This window comes from Legionella septentrionalis (assembly GCF_003989745.1).
Taxonomy (GTDB): Bacteria; Pseudomonadota; Gammaproteobacteria; order Legionellales; family Legionellaceae; genus Legionella_A; species Legionella_A septentrionalis.
Genome location: NZ_RZGS01000005.1, coordinates 25,150 through 42,908, shown reverse-complemented (window position 1 = coordinate 42,908; position 17,759 = coordinate 25,150). Strand labels below are relative to the sequence as shown.

Genomic DNA, 17,759 nt, shown 5'->3' with positions numbered 1-17,759 from the left:
GACTACACAAGGGGGAATGCTGTGGACAGCAGAGGAAACTTTCTATCACCAAGGATGGGGCGGGTAGAACATATACATTTTGTGGGTATCGGCGGTTCCGGCATGTGTGGTATTGCCGAGGTATTACACAATGAGGGTTATCGCATCACAGGTTCTGATTTAGGTGAAACCCGTTCTGTGCAACATTTGCGATCCTTAGGCATTCCAATACATATCGGGCATCGAACTGAAAATATTTCTGGGGCAGATGTGGTGGTCCGCTCTACGGCAGTTGCCGATCACAATCCGGAAATTATAGCTGCTCGCGAACAAATGATCCCGGTAATCCCGCGCGCTATGATGCTGGCCGAACTGATGCGGTTTCGCCAAGGCATTGCAATAGCAGGGACTCATGGTAAAACTACAACCACAAGTTTGGTTAGCAGTTTATTGGCTGAAGGCGGGCTTGATCCAAGTTTTGTCATTGGTGGTAAGTTAAACAGTTGTGGCAGCAATGCCCAGCTCGGTAAATCGGCTTATTTTGTAGCCGAAGCCGATGAAAGCGATGCGTCATTTCTGTTTTTAAAGCCGACGATGGCTGTAGTGACTAATATTGATGCGGATCACATGGGCACATATGGAAATGATTTTAATGTCTTGCGCAATACATTTATTGAATTTCTGCATCATTTGCCATTTTACGGCGTTGCCGTGGTTTGTATAGAAGATGAAGAAATCCGCCATATTTTGCCTGCCATTCAACGGCCTACGTTAACCTATGGTTTTCGCGAGGGAGCACATTATCGTGCCTTGGACTGGACGCAGCAGGGGTTGCTTAGCCGCTTTCATGTGGAAAGGCCAGCCCCGCATAAACCTTTAACCATACAATTTCAGTGGCCTGGTCGCCACAATGTATTAAATGCACTGGCGGCTATTGCCATTGCCACCGAGTTAGAGGTGGACGATGACTCCATTGTCCGGGGCTTAGTCAAGTTTGAGGGTGTTGGCAGGCGTTTTCAAATGTTGGGGGAACGTGATTTTCCCAAGGGTAAGGCTTTAATTGTTGATGATTATGGTCACCACCCCAGTGAAATTTCCTCCACTATTGATGCGTTTCGTGCCGTTTGGCCGGATAAGCGGCTCATCCATGTATTCCAACCGCATCGTTATACGCGCACGCAATCCCTTTTTCCGCAATTTGTTCAGGCTTTAAGCCTTTCGGATGAATTGTTGCTGCTGGATATTTATTCAGCCGGTGAACCGGCAATTCCTGGCATCTCCAGTGAAAAACTGGCACAGCAAATCCGTGCTCATTTTCCTAATGTATCATTAGTGAACGATCAAAACCTTGAGCAAACGTTGGATCAGCTTGTTGCCGATGGGGATGTGATTCTCATGCAGGGGGCCGGTAATATCGGTCAATTGGCCAATAACTTGGTGCAAAAATTGCGAGAAACAGCGTGAACACTTCGGTTGCGGAATTAAACGACGTCATTTATAAAGGGCAGTTATTGTTTAACGAACCCTTGGCTGATTATACAACCTGGCGTATTGGCGGTTCTGCCAAAAGGATGTATAAACCGGCAAATCTTGCTGATTTAGTCCTCTTTTTAAAGCAATTGCCTGATGAAGAGCCTTTGCTTTGGCTAGGTTTGGGCAGCAATACGTTAATTAAAGATGGCGGTTTTGCAGGTACGGTTATCCTGACCCAGGGTTGTTTAAATGCCATAGAGTTGGTTAAAGCGGAGGAAGTCCGTGTTGAGGCAGGCGTTTCTTGCGCTAAAATGGCTAGGTTTTGCGCCCGCAATCAATTGGCAGGCGGCGAGTTTTGGGCCGGGATTCCTGGGACGATGGGTGGTGCGTTGCGTATGAATGCAGGCTGTTTTAATGGCGAAACCTGGAAATACGTCGTTGAGGTAGAAACCATTACCCGCCACGGGGAAATCCGTCGTCGTGCCCCGGCAGAATTTGAAATTGCCTATCGTCACATGGCCGGATTGGCTGAAAATGAATGGTTTATTGCTGCCACTTGTCGTTTAATTCCTGGCGATAAAGAGAAATCGTTACAATTGATAAAAGAATTATTAGCGCGGCGCGCTGAAACTCAGCCCACGAATGAATATAATTGCGGTTCGGTTTTCAGGAATCCTCCCAATCATTATGCAGCCAAGCTAATTGAATCATGCGGTTTAAAAGGCAAGCGTCTTGGCGGCGCTATGGTTTCTGAAAAACATGCTAATTTTATTATTAATCATGAAGGTATGGCTTCAGCAAGCGACATCGAGTCTTTAATTCACTTTGTGCAAAAAACAGTGTATGAGCAGACAGGAATCGAATTAGTCCGTGAAGTGCATATTGTTGGAGACGAACATGTCAAATCGAATTAATTTGGTATTGCTCTATGGAGGCAAATCCGGAGAGCATGAAATTTCATTAATATCAGCCGCTTCAGTCTTATCCAATTTAGAAACCTCTCGTTATAACATCATTCCCATTGGCATAGACAAAGAAGGACGATATTTTTTAAACCAGTATGAAGAATTATTGGCTTACCCACATTCCCTGCCCATAGTAACCGCAAATTCCACACCCCTGGATTCCATTGTCATCGACGGCCGTTTTGCGGTAAAAGCCGATGTCGTATTTCCTGTAACCCATGGGCCACTTTATGAAGATGGATGCCTGCAAGGTTTGTTAGAGTTAGTTGGTGTGGCTTATGTAGGTTGTACGGTATTATCTTCCGCAGTTGGCATGGATAAAGACATTGCAAGGCGCTTGGCTTGTGTAAACGGGATAAAATCCGCACGCTATCGCTTGCTTTCTTGGCATGCTTCCACAGAGGAGGTTGAACAATTTTGCCATGAAGTCGCGGCGGAATTCGGTTGGCCTTTATTTGTGAAGCCCTGTTGCATGGGCTCAAGCGTCGGCATTCACAAGGCTAAAAATAAGTCGGAACTCATGGCTGCCATAGCCGATGCAAAGCAATATGATGAAGAAATTTTGGTGGAAGAATACATCAAGGGCCGCGAAATTGAATTGGCGGTGCTTGAAAATTCATCACCTGCGCATCCCCCAAAAGTAACTTTGGCTGGCGAAATTTGTGTCAATCATGCGGATGGGTTTTATTCTTATACTGCCAAATATCTGGAAAGTGAACAAACTGAGCTGCACGTGCCGGCAAAAATAAATGAAGAATTATTAAATCGCTTACAAAAGAGCGCCGCTGAAATTTTTGTTAATTTAAAATGCAAGGGGTTGGCTAGAGTTGATTTTTTTGTAAATGATGAAACGGGCGATATTTATTTTAATGAAATCAATACCTTGCCTGGGTTTACTCCAATCAGCATGTATCCCAAATTATGGCAGGCAAGCGGTTTACCTTATCAAGCATTGCTGGATGAGCTTATTAATCTGGCGTTATTTCATCATGAGTGCCGCCAGCGTTTGGTAACGCATTATCAGTAACATTAACAGGTGGTGGATGTGGACAGAGGGCGATTACGTTACGTAACTTTTTTGACGCTGCTTTTCGCCTGTGCATTTTTATTAACAGCGCGTCTGGTTTATTTGTTTCTCGCTGATGCGCAACGTTTCCCCATCACCACGGTTAAAATCACTGCAAGTTTCCAGCACATCACGCGTAAACAACTTGAAGAAGTTTTGACCAATTATCTTAATTCGAGTTTTTTTTCCTTACCAGTCAGACGCTTGCATGCTGACTTGGTTTCTTTGGATTGGGCTGAACAAGTAAATATTGAACGCATTTGGCCTGACACGCTTAAGATCACTTTGGTGGAAAAAGCCCCGATTGCAAGTTGGAATGATGCATTGGTTACTGCAGAAGGGCAATTGTTCAGTATTGGCCAAGAACAGGCAGAGACGAACTTGCCACAATTATTAGGACCTGCAAATCAACAAGCGGACGTCTTACAAATTTATCAAAAATTGAGTAAGCTATTAGCAACATATGGGTTACATGCAGCTTCTTTGCAACTGAGAAATAACCAGGCTTGGGAACTATCCTTGACCAATGGTATCCAGCTGCATTTAGGCAAGCGAGATTTAGAAAAGCGTGTCGAGCGGTTTTGTAAGGCATATCTCGCTGTTTTTGCAGATAAATCAGAACAACTGTCTAGTGTTGATTTACGTTATGCACGCGGTATGGCGGTGCGATGGAAACAACAAACGGGAAGATAATGGCTAAAAAATCCGAAAAAAACATCATCACCGGCTTGGATATAGGTACATCCAAAGTCGTGGCCTTGGTAGGCGAAGTAACGCCTAGTGGCACTATAGAAATCATTGGTATAGGCCGTCACTCCTCCCGCGGTCTTAAACGAGGCGTAGTGGTTGATATCGAGGCAACCGTTAATTCTATCCAGCGAGCTGTTCAGGAAGCTGAACTCATGGCAGGATGTGAAGTAAGAAACGTATACACGGGTATTGCCGGGAGCCATATCCGTAGTTTAAATTCGCACGGTATTGTAGCAATACGCGATCAGGAAGTTTCTCCAGCGGATATTGAGCGGGTCATTGATGCCGCCAAAGCCGTTGTGATTCCGGCTGATCAAAAAATTCTTCACATTTTGCCGCAAGAATTCATTATTGATAACCAGGGTAATATCCGCGAACCCGTCGGCATGGCGGGTGTGCGTTTGGAAGCACGCGTGCATATCGTGACCGGAGCGGTCAGTGCTGCGCAAAATATTGCCAAATGCGTACGGCGTTGCGGGTTAGACGTAAATGATATTATTTTGGAGCAATTGGCTTCCAGTCATGCCGTGTTGACGGATGATGAGAAAGAATTGGGCGTTTGCCTCATCGACATTGGCGGGGGTACCACCGATGTAGCCATTTTCCTGGGCGGTGCTATCCAGCACACAGCCGTAATCCCTATTGCTGGCGATCAAGTAACCAATGACATTGCCGTTGCTTTGCGTACCCCAACCAAAGCGGCTGAAGTCATCAAATTAAACCATGGCTGCGTCATGTCAGAGCTTGCAAATGCTAGCCAAATGATAGAAGTATTAAGTGTTAATGAACGTCCCGGCCGGAAAATTTCTGCTAAAGCCCTCTCAGATGTTGTTTCAGCGCGTTATGAAGAATTATTTATGTTGGTACGCAATGAATTACGACGCAGCGGTTTTGAAGAATTGATCGCAGCAGGCATTGTGCTAACCGGGGGAGCATCCAACGTACATGGTGCGATCGAGCTGGCGGAGATGTGTTTTGAAATGCCTGTTCGCCACGGTTGTGCGCAACCAATTGCCGGATTGGGTGAAGCTTCAACTAATCCTTCATTGGCGACTGGCGTGGGATTGTTATTACACGGCTTTCAACAGCAGTATGAAGGTGGTTATAATGTTCCTGTACTGAACGATACAAGCAGTAGCATTTGGACGCGGATGAAACAATGGTTTCATGGTAATTTTTAAGATAGCTGCGTTTAGTAAGTTTTAAGTCTTAAGAGCTGTTTACGAATTTACTCCAAGGCGGAGTCAGTTTGTAAGCAGCTCTGTGCCGTATAAGGCATTCTCTCAAGAATGCTACAAATCAACCTGAATCACGAGAGGTACACGAATGTTTGAATTAATGGAGAGCAGCCAGCAAGACAATGCCGTGATTAAAGTCGTTGGAGTCGGCGGTGGCGGTGGTAATGCCGTAGAACACATGGTTTCTGAAAATATTGATGGTGTAGAGTTTATTTGTGCGAATACCGATGCACAAGCGTTGAAAAAATCCAATGCAAAAATTCTTATTCAATTGGGTGATCAATTGACGAAAGGATTAGGAGCTGGCGCAAACCCAAAAATCGGGCGTGAAGCAGCAGAAGAAGATCGCGAACGCATTAAAGAAATTTTGCATGGTGCGGACATGATTTTCATAACCGCTGGGATGGGAGGCGGAACAGGCACGGGTGCCGCGCCGGTATTTGCTGAAATTGCAAAAGAATTAGGCATTCTAACAGTCGCTATTGTTACGAAACCGTTTTCTTTTGAAGGGAAACAGCGTGCCTTGGCAGCTGAAGAAGGTATAAGACAGTTAGCCGAGCATGTGGATTCATTGATCACGATTCCAAACAATAAATTATTGAGTGTCTTGGGCAAAAACATCAGTTTATTGAATGCATTCAAAGCCGCAAATAATGTATTGCTGGGTGCGGTAAAAGGTATTTCCGATTTAATTACCCGTCCTGGTCTGATTAACGTCGATTTTGCTGACGTGCGTACCGTTATGTCTGAAATGGGCATGGCCATGATGGGCACAGGCAGCGCCAAAGGCGAGCAAAGAGCACGGCAAGCTGCTGAAGCTGCAATTGCTTCTCCCCTCTTGGAAGACGTCAATTTCTCTGGTGCGCGTGGCATTTTGGTCAACATTACTGCTGGCTTGGATATGTCAATTGGCGAGTTCGAAGAGGTGGGTGATGTAATTAAAGGCTTTATTTCTGATGATGCAACGGTAGTCGTCGGCACAGTAATTGATCCCGATATGACGGAAGAAATGCGAGTTACGGTTATTGTAACCGGACTCGGCGATTCCAGGCAGCGGCAGGGTAGTGTCCAGCAAAATGCAGGACGTGCACGCCTGGTTGAATCAAGACGTGGCGATGGCTCCCTTGATTATGAGCAGTTGGAGCGGCCTGCAGTGATTCGCAAACAAGCGGCAACTCCAGCCGTTAAACAAGGTAGCGAGGCTGTGCCGGATGTGGATTATTTGGATATTCCAGCCTTTTTACGCAGACAGGAAGAAGCATAAAATCTTCGAAAAACGGCCTAAAAAGGCCGTTTTTCATAGGATAAATTGAAAAAATTAGACTAATCAATAAATTGTTGCTAAGATTCCGGGGGTTTCCATATTTAAAAAGGCTTAGCTTAAAGGTGCGCGCTGAATGATAAAACAACGAACTCCTAAGAAGGTGATTCAAGCAACGGGTGTTGGCTTGCATTCCGGTGATAAAGTGCTTCTCACCTTACGTCCGGCGCCGATTAACACGGGTATTGTCTTTAGACGAATCGATCTTTCCCCAGTGGTAGAAATTCCAGCTTCTTATGAATACGTTTGCGATACGATGCTGTGTACTTCCCTGCAACGCGATGGTGTTAAGGTAGCAACAGTTGAGCATCTGCTCTCTGCATTTGCAGGTTTAGGCATTGATAACGCCTATGTTGATATAAATGCGCCTGAAATTCCAATTATGGATGGAAGTGCGGCTCCTTTTGTATTTCTCATTCAATCGGCAGGGATCCGTGAGCAAAGTGCCGCAAAACGCTTTATTCGCATCTTAAAGCCAATACGGATTGAAGAAAAAGACAAATACGTACAATTTCTTCCCTATAATGGCTATAAAGTTTCATTTACAATTGATTTTGAGCATCCTGTTTTTAATGATCGACCGCAAACGGCTCAATTTGATTTTTCCACTACTTCTTATGTAAAAGAAGTATGCCGGGCAAGAACCTTTGGTTTCCTTTCTGATTATGAGAAATTGCGCGAAAATGATTTAGCCAAGGGTGGTAGCTTGGATAATGCTATTGTCGTTGACGATTATCGCGTCCTCAATGAAGATGGTTTACGGTTTGAAGATGAATTCGTCAAACACAAAGTTCTTGACGCAATTGGTGATCTTTATTTATTAGGTTCGGGTTTAATTGGTGCATTTGAAGGTTATAAATCAGGTCATGAATTAAACAACAAGCTATTGCGCGAATTGATGGTACGACAAGAGGCATGGGAATATACCTATTTCGATGCGGAAACTTATCTACCTTCTATCCAGTCTGTCTTACTTCCCATAGAAGCTTAGACCAAACGTCTTCTCTTAAACAAGAAAATGATTAAATACATGGCTGTGGCTCGTCTGTGTCGTTGCGGTTAGCGTAGAGCTAACCCGCTACAGATTATGATTAGCTTTCGGATTTACCGCAGGCATTCAGGCTTGGCACCTCTTGAGTTGTTTCAGCATCATGGTTGCTGTGTTTTGCCAATTTATATAATGCATTTTTTAAAGGTAAAAAGCTGCATTGTTCGGCAGCATGCATGATTGCCATTTTGTTTTGTAGGGACAGCATGTGCGGAACGGGGGTTTTGGTTTTGATTTGTATTTGCTCTGCAGGGTTAAGTAGTAATTTAATAGAAGCCAATTGATAAATTCCCGCTTCCTGCCGCAATTTATCGCGCAGTTCAGGAAGCAAAAAACGTAATTGGGTAGCCCAAATGGCATCGTCTACCAGCAAAATCAGGCAACCTTTATTAAATCCTGCAATGCTGCAATGTTTTTGAAAAAGTGGAGGGAGATGTTGGCTTACCTTATCTTTTAACGATTCAGAGCGCAGTGCTTGTTGACATAATTCAGCAAGCTTTGGATTTAAGCATTGATTGATTGGCCGCATAAACATCCAGTATAAATAGAAAAATAAGCGTGTCTGCAATATGATATTGCAATGCATCACCTTCGATTCAAAGAGTTGCTACGATCATATCGTTTTGCAGTTTGAAATCAATGGTAAGGATAATAATGACCGATAATAATGTAATCCATCAAGCCCGACTGCATTGGGTTTTATTTGTTTGGCCACTGGTGCTATTCACGGCAGCTGTGTATGTGGCTATGAATTTTGAGCTTTTTTATGAGGTTTCCTTGGTGGTTGCGTTTTTTGCGTTAATTTGGTTACTGATGATGTGGGTAACGTATCAGTTTTCCTCCCTCACAATAAACAAAAAACATGTCATTTTACGTAGCGGGGTTTTGGTGCGGCAAACCATTGATATCCCATTGAACAAAATAGAAAGCATTGATATCCGCCAAACCATTCTGGGTAGTATACTGCGTTATGGCTCCTTGGTAATTACAGGCACAGGAGGTACACGGCAAGTGGTTAATTATATTAACAAGCCTTTGACCTGCAGGCGCTATATAGAACAATTAATGAATGCAGAATGAGATAGCAATTTACGAGGATCTTTTTAAACAAAAAATCCTGAATATACAGGTGCAACAAAGCCCTTATGGCAGCAGTATTCACTTTTTAGTTTTGCCAGATGGCAGTGAATGGGTGGTTAAAATTATTCCTGCGCAAAATTGGCTAGGGGATTTTGATGAAAAATATTTGAATTTTACCGAGAGCATTGCGGCTCAAGTGGCTGTCAGCCTGCAGCTTACCAAGTCAGCAAAATTGTGGGAAACAGGTAATTTTGCAGTGCAAGTGGCAGGTACGTGGCGGTTGTTTATCCCCTATTGTCCCGGTAAGGTTTTAGTAACTTGCTCTAAAGAGCAGGCATTTAAACTCGGCTCCATACTTGCCTCCTTGCATCAATTGGATTTACCTAAAGAAGGCAGCAAGCCTTTCCCACAGCCAACTGCCGCCCGCTCTCCTTTTCTATTACAAATGGTTGAGGAATGCTGTCACCATCATCTGCATGCTTATGAAGATTGGGTTACCAGCCACCGCGATATTCACTTGGGTAATGTAATATGGAAAAAAAATATCCCCTATTTAATTGATTGGGACAGCGCAGGTTTAATCCATCCATTTGTAGAACTAATTGGGCTTGCTGTTAACTGTGCCGGAATAGCAGCAGGGCGGTTCAATCCACATTCTTTCAGCGCTGCCTTATGCGGATATAGGAAACAAGCGGGCCGGTTACCTGCAAGCGATAAACCGCTATGGTCTCTTTGTTACCAAAGCTGGTTGCTGTGGCTTGAGTTTAAAACAAAACAGAATGAAGAAAATGAAATAAAGAACACGCTGCGAGCTATTGCCCTACTCAAAGAAAAAATGGAGGTCATAAAAAATATATATTATGCAGCATGAGCGCTTGGCCGCAACAGCAATGCTTTATGGCGAGTTTGACATGGCCATGAGACCATATCAAACAGGCACGCCATTTAGCTTTGATTATATATGAGGCGGGGCAATTGTATCATCGTTTTCATCACCTTCCGGCTGCATGATTTGATTATAATTTGCCTTATACGCTTGGAATTGCTGGGGAGTGGGGCCATAGCGTAGATTCAAATCATACTGCACAACTTTGTCGACAAACTCTTGGATTATTTCTTTGGCTTTTGGATCTGCTTTTTTAAGGAAAGAGACGTTTTTAACTTGTAAAATCTCTTCTTTATAATTGCTATCCGCACTATTTAACAAAATAGGAATATTTTGAATCTCGCCTTTTGCCTTGCGCACCGTGTTAATTGCGAGAGTACCACTCCAATCATCCCTCATATCGTGATCAGTAATAATGCCGTTAATTTGCCCGCTCCTAAGATCGTGGCGAAATTGGTCGAGATTCCTGTCATGTTCAGGGTGGTTGGACAGTTCATATTTCTTGCACTCGATTTCATATCCGCGTGCTTTTGCTGCTTTTACCATCTGTTGATTCGCAAGAAGAGTAAATGCGTCATCATCGAGAATTGCAATGCACAATTTCCGGTTTTTTGCAGGGACATTGCTTGGTTCCGGGGGAACTTTCCGTAATTTCTGAACCCCTCCGGCAGTGGTTTCGTCGGGAGCCTCGGGCATGCTGTCTAAGCGCTCGACGTCTTCATCAATCTGCTTGCGTACATCCTTTTCTTTTTCCATAATCGCCTCCTGGCAAATGAACTCCTTAGAATTTTAGTATAATAAATCGCCATGCGTGCGAAGCAATCAGCTATGCCTCCAAATACAGTGGGCAGTGCCGGGTTTAAGCATCCATGCAAGCATCTTGTTAATTTATGCAGCAGGGATTTGTTGTGCGCTAAGCTCACAATTTTCCTGATAACGCCCGCCTGTCCCTTTAGCAAAGAATGACATCGAGTGTGAAGTGGCTGCTGCATAAATTCCCATGACAATTAACCCTGGAATAATTCCGGTAAAAATAATGGCTATGGCCAGCAAGCAGCGATTGCGGAATCTACTCCAATCGACGTTATCGGTTAAATTAAGATTTTTCTCCATTTCCATTAAAGATGCATGGAAGGCTTTTATTTTCTCGCTGGGTAATACATTGGGATTGCTTAATTCCTCATACAATTGTCTAACACCTTGATGGGTATCCTGAATTTGCTTGTAATTTGCCGTGGATTTAGGATTCCCCATATCCAAGAATCCGTTTAATGAATCCAAATGGCTTCCTTGGATATCTTTATATTTTTGCGCTTCCTGAAACAAATGTTGCAAATGTTGTTCAGTATAAACAAGCAGCTTGGTTTGGATGATATGAGCGCATTCTACTTCCTTCTTGGAAGCCAGGGTTTCAATGAATTCCTGCTTAATCTTAAATTCTTCCTGGTGTTTTTTGATGCTTGTCTCGTGTTGGCTTATAGTCTTATCTTTCTCATTAAGAGTTTGTTGTTGTTTTTCGATTTCTTCGGTTTTAGCCGTAAGCTTTTCTTCTTGCTGTTTGGCTTCTTCAACCATTTTCTGCAGCGCTTGCTCTTTTTGTACCAGATTTTCTTGTAGGCTTCTTTTTTCAGGATCAATTGCACCTAAAGAAATCGCTCTTTTTTTGACGGTTTCAAAAAAAGCATGGCTGATGAGCTCGGGCTGCAGCTGCAAGTCATGTTGTTTTTCCAGTAACAAGCGGGCGGAGGCTTTTACCAAGGTGTCGCTATGCTGGCAAAGTTCATCGCGGTTGATTTCAATGGTTTGCTCGCCACCTTTGGAAACTAACCCGGATAAAGTGTCATAACCGCCATCCAGTACTTGTGCCGCTTCATTAATTTGTTCCAATTCTTGCAGGTATTGTTCGGAAGTCCGTTGGTGCGCTTCAATGTGGGCATTTAAATTTGTAGCGGTTGCCAGTTCAACGATTTGTTTAAAAACTTTCTCTCTATCTTGAAATTCAGAATTATTTATTGCTTCAAGTTCTTTTTTTAAGGCTTCTTTAACAGTTGTTACGTTCACCGGGTCAAGTTCCGCCATGCATTTGCGAATGGAAGTTAACGCTTCTGATTCGCCAAGCTTATCTAAGCCTGATTTAAAGCATGTGAGGGTTTGCTGAAAATCTTGCTCTGGTGCCAGGAACAAGTGCAATTGTTTTTGCATGCTCTTAGCCCGCTGGGTGATTAGGCTCGCATGTTCTTCTACGGTTTTTTTCAAGCCTGATTGTAAAATTCTTTCGAAACCATCCAATATATTAATATATGTGTTGACTTGTGTTCCTGATTGAGCAATTTGGACAATTTTCTCTTTTGCCAATGTTAATACTTTAAACGGCTCTTTTATTGCCGCCATCAATTGTTGCTTTTCCTGCGAAGACAAATTATTGCGAAGGTAAGTTTGGCTTACGGCGTCAATCAGCATGGAGAAGCCGGAAAAAAATACTTTCCTGCCCTGCTCATTCTCAAATAATTTACGCAAGCGTTGGGTTTTTTCATCTTCATTTTCTGCAGGTAGACTGAGAAGAATTTTTAAAACGTCTGCCAGGGCAGTCGTGATATGCTGCAATTGCTCTACCGGCTTGGCTGAAATAATTTCATCAAACTGAATGTATTGGCGTAAATAAAGCAAGGCATGCTCGGTATTGACAAATTCCCCCTGCAGGGATGGCGCAATGTCTCCCATGCTGAAATCATTATGGGCACGGTAATGCACATAACGCTGACCTTTAATATCTTCTATCCCGACGACGATATAACCATCTTGAGCGAGGGATAAGAACGCTTGGTCGTTTTGCTTAACGCTAAGGTAATGATTAAGGAGAAGGTTATACCTTGCCTTTTGATCCCTTTTCATGAATTCATTGGCAATTTGTTGCAAGTCAGGATGAGCGCAATCAATATCTTCATTTAATGAGGTAAAAAGGGTTTGTCCTGCATTTGCTGTGACTGTATGGCTGAAGTGCAAAAATTTGCAAATCATCAATTTCATTATCGTGGACGTATCGCCGTTCACAGGAGCTCGGTTGAGCTTTTGCGTATATAAATTTCCACTCGTGGTGCCATGATGTCCGGGAATGACGATCGGTTGCATATCTTTAGCGACTATGGGTCTGAAACAACCGCTTCGCTCGTCGCGGCATAAATATAATTCCAGGGAATTGCATTTTTCGGAAAGCGAATCATAAAAACGCGGATCATCCCATCGAGTATAAGGCAGCCCATATAAGCGTCCGCCGGGAACGGGGTCAAGTAAAAAAGCATTAAGGTTAAGTTTGTTCAATCGCTCCAGTAATAATTTTCTATTTTGTGGCTTATCCTGAACACTTTTGGAAAGCTTTTGCATCGCAGCTTTTGTGTATGGGCATGTGGAATTGCATAAAATTTCATGAAGGCTTTTTGGGGTGTCTTCCGATGCCAGTTCTTCTTTGATCCGGTGAATTTCATGTAGTGCCAGCATGGTTTCTACAGCGCCACGGCTGTGGGCGCCTAAAATTAAAGTTTCTTTGCCACTGGCTGCAAATCCGAGGGTTTGTAAAACAAGTTTTGAAATGCGATCGCCTACCAGGGTGCCGGCTGTATCAGGGCCATCAATTACCGTGACGCTTTCCGAAACATAGGAAATAGCACCTTTATGTTTTTCTCCTTTCTCACCCAATAAATGCGTGATGTATTGCATTAGGAAAGAGTAAAACTCACCAAGTTCGTAGGGCGAGTTTGCAGGTTTTTGTACGACAACAGGTTTTTCCGTGAATTGCGTATCGGTGCCTAAGGCAATGAGAAAAGCGGAAGGTTGCTTGGGTTTTTCTTTAGTAAGGGACTCAAAAACATCATCTAGGCAAGTCATTTTAGGCATCTATAAGCTCTCCAATGGGTTAACAAAGCCATTCCATTGAATTACGCTCACATCCCCGTAAAGCGTTCATTGATTAATCAAAAACTGCTCAATTTTAAATCAATTTGCCTGTATTCGTCAAGTGATGGTGTAATAAATTTGCTTTTTTTGCTACAAGAAAGCAAATTGTTAAAAATATTATAAATTAATGCAGGTATGCAAAAACTGGAACGATGAAATTCACGATAAACAATAAAAAACTAAAGGCAAAAATAAATAATGTGACAGGTTGCAAATAGGGTTGCAATAGGATGGCTCTGGTGCAGGAGTTAAGCTTTAAATTATAAATAAGACTCGTTAATAATAACATGCCATAAAAATGAAAAGAATACACTCCAATTGCGTTTAGCGTGGATTCCATCCTGGCCGCCATAACATATCCTGTAGGGAAGGTGAGGAAGAAGAACGCCAAAAGCCAGAGAAATAGATACCGGGGCGGTTTAGGGGTGCTCCTAATTTCAAGCCAAGACAATAGGAGGGGAAATAATAGTAAAGAAAAATAATACATCCAGCCAAATGGGCTCATAAAGAGCATCATGACCAAGGTTAGGCAAAATCCTTTGTGCTTTAGCGAACTATCCTTTTGTTTCCCAAGTTGATAAAGATAAAAAATTAAAAAAAGAAAAAACAAAATTACATAACTTAATTTTACCCAATGCCAACTTTTTTGGTAATGAGAAACATCAACCCATAAACGGAAAAGATAGCCATAGAAGGAAGCGTTCCAACTGTCGCCATACCAGAGTACCCTGCTCATCATGGAAACATAGTGTTTGTAGATGATAATTCCATAGCAAAGCCATGGAATTAAAAGAAGCAAAGCGATGGTTGCTACCATGACAATAAACGTGCGGTATTTTTTTTGAGATAATGAATAGAGTAACAATAATCCTGGGAAAAATTTTATGGAAACTAAAATTCCCCAGAGCAACCCTGCACGCACTTCTTTCTTTTCTACCAAAGCGTCATAGCCATACATGGTTAAAAAAAATAATATTCCCCCAAATTGTCCAATGATGGTATTAATGGCTACCGGAAAAAAAGCAAAATAAAGTAAATAGAGATAAAACTGGTTTTTACGATAGAATTCAGCAGGGAATGCATATTTAAACACAATGCGTACGCCTAGCACTCCTAAAGTTAAGCTTGCGAAAGACCATAACCAAAGCGCTGCATCAAAGCCTAGCCAAATTAAGGGGGTGGCCAGCCAGAGAATTATGGGGGGATTTAAATTAGCCGGTAACAATGCTATGTCAGGAAAATAGCCGCGAAACAAGACTTGATAAGGATTTTCTCCCGCATGCAACACATAGGAAGCGGTGTACAACGATGAGAAATCCATGCGGTATTGGCCTGTAAAGACAAAATAAAAAATCACTAAATAAGCACTGCTTATGGCGATGAAACTTGCAGTTGCCAAAGGCGGGATTGATTTTTCTTTGAAAAAAGCTGGCACTAACCTCATGGTTTGCTCCTTGCTGTTTTTCCTGTAGCATTATGGGCAATATGAAGTAAGGTATGATACCGGGTTTCATTGAGCCTGCAAATGACATGCAAGTCACGATAAGATGTATAAATTCAATTATATAGTTTCTCGCCCGTTGTCTTTATCTTTAGGCGCATAGGCAAGTGCCTCAAAATTGTCTGCTGTTAGCGGCTTGCTTAAGTAAAAACCTTGGCCAAAATAACATTTTCTTGCGATTAAATAGTTTAATTGCGCCTCCGTTTCAATACCTTCCGCGACGATGTTCATTTCCAATTCTTGGGCTAATTTGATGATGGTATCAATAACGATTACCTTATCCTGCTCATTTTGGATATCCGAAACAAATAATTTATCAATTTTTAATGTATCAATGGGTAAAGATTTCAAGCGGCTTAAGGAAGAATAGCCCATTCCGAAATCATCGATGGAAATATGCACGCCCAACTTATCAATTTGCCTTAAACCTTCCGTTATGAAAACATCATTTCTCATTACCAGGCTTTCCGTAACTTCTAAGTCAAGAAAAGCAGCAGGATAGTTATAATTTCTTAATGTTTTTTCAAGGTTTGGGAAAAAGTCTCTGTTTTCAAATTGCACGGGTGATACATTAATTGAAAACAGTAAATTTCGCTTATATTTTTCTGCCCAGGCTTGGGCTTTTTCGCAGGTTTTCTTCAACACCCATACGCCAATATTCACAATCAATCCTGTGTTTTCTGCCACAGGGATGAATTCATCGGGGGCAATTTCCCCCAAGGTCGCATTGTGCCAGCGCAGCAGGATTTCTGCGCCAATAATTTCTCGCGAAATTAAATTATATTTGGGTTGAAAATATAAACTGAATTCATCATTTTTAAGAGCTGTACGTAAATAAGATTCAATTTCAGCTTCTCTGGTTTGCAGGTGGCTTAACTTTTCAGTATAGAAACGATACGTATTTTTCCCTGACTTTTTAGCACTGTACATGGCGATATCTGCATTTTTTAAAAGTTCTTCCGCCGTTTTGCCATCGCCTGGAAAGATGGCTATGCCGATGCTGACGCTGCTGGTCAATAACTTACCATATACAGGGTATGCCGTGTGCAATCCCTGAATGATGCGTTCTGCAAGTTTTCTGGCCGCAGAAGGGGTCTTTAATCCCCTGCTGATTAAAGTAAATTCATCGCCGCCGATACGCGATAAAATATCGCCTTTGCGCGTTAATGAACTTAATTGCGCCGAAAATTGCTTGAGAAAATGATCGCCATGAGTATGCCCTAGAGAATCATTGATGGATTTAAAATTGTCCACATCGATGACAAATAAAACGAATGCTTGATCATGTCTGGCAGCATGCGCCACGGTTTTTGCCAATAAATTTTCAAATTCGCGTCGATTAAAGAGGTTTGTTAATGGATCGTGTGCTGCCAGATATTTTAATTGACCTTCACTGATTTTTAAATTTTTTTGTGCCTCAAGAACCGCATTATAAGAAAAAACATAATTGATAATTAAACAGGAAAAAGGGATGAAATAAACAATAATTTTTAAAAAATAGGCAATGTTGTAAGCACTATCGTATTGTGTGCTGGATAATAGCATCAGATATATGGCAGTAACAATTTGAGTTACCGCCATATAAAAAATACAGTTTGTTAAGATATAAGGGTATTTTTTATAAGCAGCAGGATAGATAAAAAGTATAATGGATAAATAAATAAACAGATAAATTAATTCATAAGGCCGCGATAAGATAGCGGATTCAAACCACATTTCCGGCAGTTTTGTACTTGCAGCAGCGTAATAAATGGATGAAAAAGCAATAAGAAATAAAAGAATGCTTAAAAGAATAAAGGTAAATGAACGGAAGCGCTTACCTTTTTCAAATTTAAGCAATAATAAAAAACCAATAATAAAGATAATGCCGCTTATTGAATTTGAAAAAGTCCAAATGACTGCATCCAGATTTTTTTTATCGATATAATCAGGTGTTAAGCCATCGATAACCAAGGTATGCAATGCTTCAACTGACCCTGAGAATAAAACGGCTAAGCCAATAATCAGGGCAACCTTATCATTGGCAAGACGGTATTGGGTAAAGGCTAATAAAACAGTGATTGCGGCCAGGGAAAAGGCTGACCATTGCAGTAAAGTTTGTCGGAAATAGCCTCTTATTTGCGCTTCGATAATGGAAGAGCCCAACACGTGATCATAATTAATATTTTTTACAATAAAATCAAAGCCGAAGTAATTTAAAGCAACAGCGGGCAAACCCAAAACCAAAATAAGAATAAAAACAAATAGAGGCGGGATTCGCCTTAGTGTTTTTGTGTCCAGGATTAAAGAATTGTTCATTGTTAGTCCATTAAAGACTTGTTCTGTTCCATGTTTCTCTTCCAGAGCAATTTTACTGAGCAATACTTCAATTATAGATAAAATCATGATAACTATGAGGAATTATATATCTAACCTTTGGGAAAAGATAATTTGTCGCATCGCCAATACTCTCTGCTTCTGCTACGCTTTAACAAGATTTAATTCTTTGCGGCGAGCGTTTC

14 protein-coding genes are annotated in these 17,759 nt (G+C 42.0%); 9 read left to right on the top strand and 5 right to left on the bottom strand.

Features of this window, described 5'->3' with window-relative positions:
* Positions 1 to 54 precede the first annotated feature (54 nt).
* From murC to lpxC, 7 genes are all read left to right on the top strand, one after another.
* Positions 55 to 1,443 (top strand): UDP-N-acetylmuramate--L-alanine ligase, encoded by a 1,389-nt coding sequence (gene murC / locus ELY11_RS03235; protein WP_256478873.1) that lies wholly within the window; start codon positions 55 to 57, stop codon positions 1,441 to 1,443.
* Positions 1,440 to 2,366, top strand: a complete 927-nt coding sequence (murB, locus tag ELY11_RS03230) for a UDP-N-acetylmuramate dehydrogenase (protein WP_126953709.1) — start codon at positions 1,440 to 1,442, stop codon at positions 2,364 to 2,366. Before murC ends, murB begins: the two co-directional genes overlap by 4 nt.
* Entirely contained in the window at positions 2,350 to 3,444 is a 1,095-nt protein-coding gene (locus ELY11_RS03225) for a D-alanine--D-alanine ligase family protein (RefSeq protein ID WP_126953708.1), read from the top strand. Before murB ends, ELY11_RS03225 begins: the two co-directional genes overlap by 17 nt.
* A gap of 12 nt (positions 3,445 to 3,456) precedes the next feature.
* Positions 3,457 to 4,176, top strand: coding sequence for a cell division protein FtsQ/DivIB (locus ELY11_RS03220; RefSeq protein ID WP_126953707.1), 720 nt, complete (start codon positions 3,457 to 3,459; stop codon positions 4,174 to 4,176).
* Positions 4,176 to 5,414, top strand: a complete 1,239-nt coding sequence (gene ftsA, locus ELY11_RS03215; RefSeq protein ID WP_199737618.1) for a cell division protein FtsA — start codon at positions 4,176 to 4,178, stop codon at positions 5,412 to 5,414. The genes ELY11_RS03220 and ftsA overlap by 1 nt, the downstream gene beginning before the upstream one ends.
* A 145-nt stretch (positions 5,415 to 5,559) precedes the next feature.
* Positions 5,560 to 6,735, top strand: a complete 1,176-nt coding sequence (gene ftsZ / locus ELY11_RS03210; RefSeq protein ID WP_126953705.1) for a cell division protein FtsZ — start codon at positions 5,560 to 5,562, stop codon at positions 6,733 to 6,735.
* Between the two features lie 133 nt (positions 6,736 to 6,868).
* Positions 6,869 to 7,783 (top strand): UDP-3-O-acyl-N-acetylglucosamine deacetylase, encoded by a 915-nt coding sequence (lpxC, locus tag ELY11_RS03205; protein ID WP_126953704.1) that lies wholly within the window; start codon positions 6,869 to 6,871, stop codon positions 7,781 to 7,783.
* Between the two features lie 100 nt (positions 7,784 to 7,883).
* Here lpxC and ELY11_RS03200 read toward each other — a convergent pair whose 3' ends face one another.
* Positions 7,884 to 8,369 (bottom strand): DUF721 domain-containing protein, encoded by a 486-nt coding sequence (locus ELY11_RS03200; RefSeq protein ID WP_158615166.1) that lies wholly within the window; start codon positions 8,367 to 8,369, stop codon positions 7,884 to 7,886.
* A gap of 125 nt (positions 8,370 to 8,494) precedes the next feature.
* Here ELY11_RS03200 and ELY11_RS03195 point away from each other — a divergent pair, with 125 nt between their 5' ends.
* Together ELY11_RS03195 and ELY11_RS03190 are read left to right on the top strand one after the other, a co-directional pair.
* Entirely contained in the window at positions 8,495 to 8,920 is a 426-nt protein-coding gene (locus tag ELY11_RS03195; RefSeq protein WP_126953702.1) for a PH domain-containing protein, read from the top strand.
* A 49-nt stretch (positions 8,921 to 8,969) separates the two neighbouring features.
* Positions 8,970 to 9,791, top strand: a complete 822-nt coding sequence (locus ELY11_RS03190; RefSeq protein WP_158615165.1) for a phosphotransferase enzyme family protein — start codon at positions 8,970 to 8,972, stop codon at positions 9,789 to 9,791.
* Positions 9,792 to 9,875: 84 nt separating this feature from the next.
* Here ELY11_RS03190 and ELY11_RS03185 read toward each other — a convergent pair whose 3' ends face one another.
* From ELY11_RS03185 to ELY11_RS03170, 4 genes are all read right to left on the bottom strand, one after another.
* Positions 9,876 to 10,562, bottom strand: coding sequence for a hypothetical protein (locus tag ELY11_RS03185; protein WP_127032513.1), 687 nt, complete (start codon positions 10,560 to 10,562; stop codon positions 9,876 to 9,878).
* 132 nt (positions 10,563 to 10,694) lie between these two features.
* Positions 10,695 to 13,697, bottom strand: a complete 3,003-nt coding sequence (locus ELY11_RS03180; RefSeq protein ID WP_127032512.1) for a Rad50 family protein — start codon at positions 13,695 to 13,697, stop codon at positions 10,695 to 10,697.
* A gap of 184 nt (positions 13,698 to 13,881) precedes the next feature.
* A complete protein-coding gene (locus ELY11_RS03175; protein WP_127032511.1) occupies positions 13,882 to 15,201 on the bottom strand; it encodes a glycosyltransferase family 87 protein in 1,320 nt (439 codons plus the stop codon).
* 117 nt (positions 15,202 to 15,318) lie between these two features.
* On the bottom strand, positions 15,319 to 17,643 hold the full coding sequence (locus ELY11_RS03170) for a putative bifunctional diguanylate cyclase/phosphodiesterase (protein WP_233579607.1): 2,325 nt from the start codon (positions 17,641 to 17,643) through the stop codon (positions 15,319 to 15,321).
* Positions 17,644 to 17,759 lie beyond the last annotated feature (116 nt).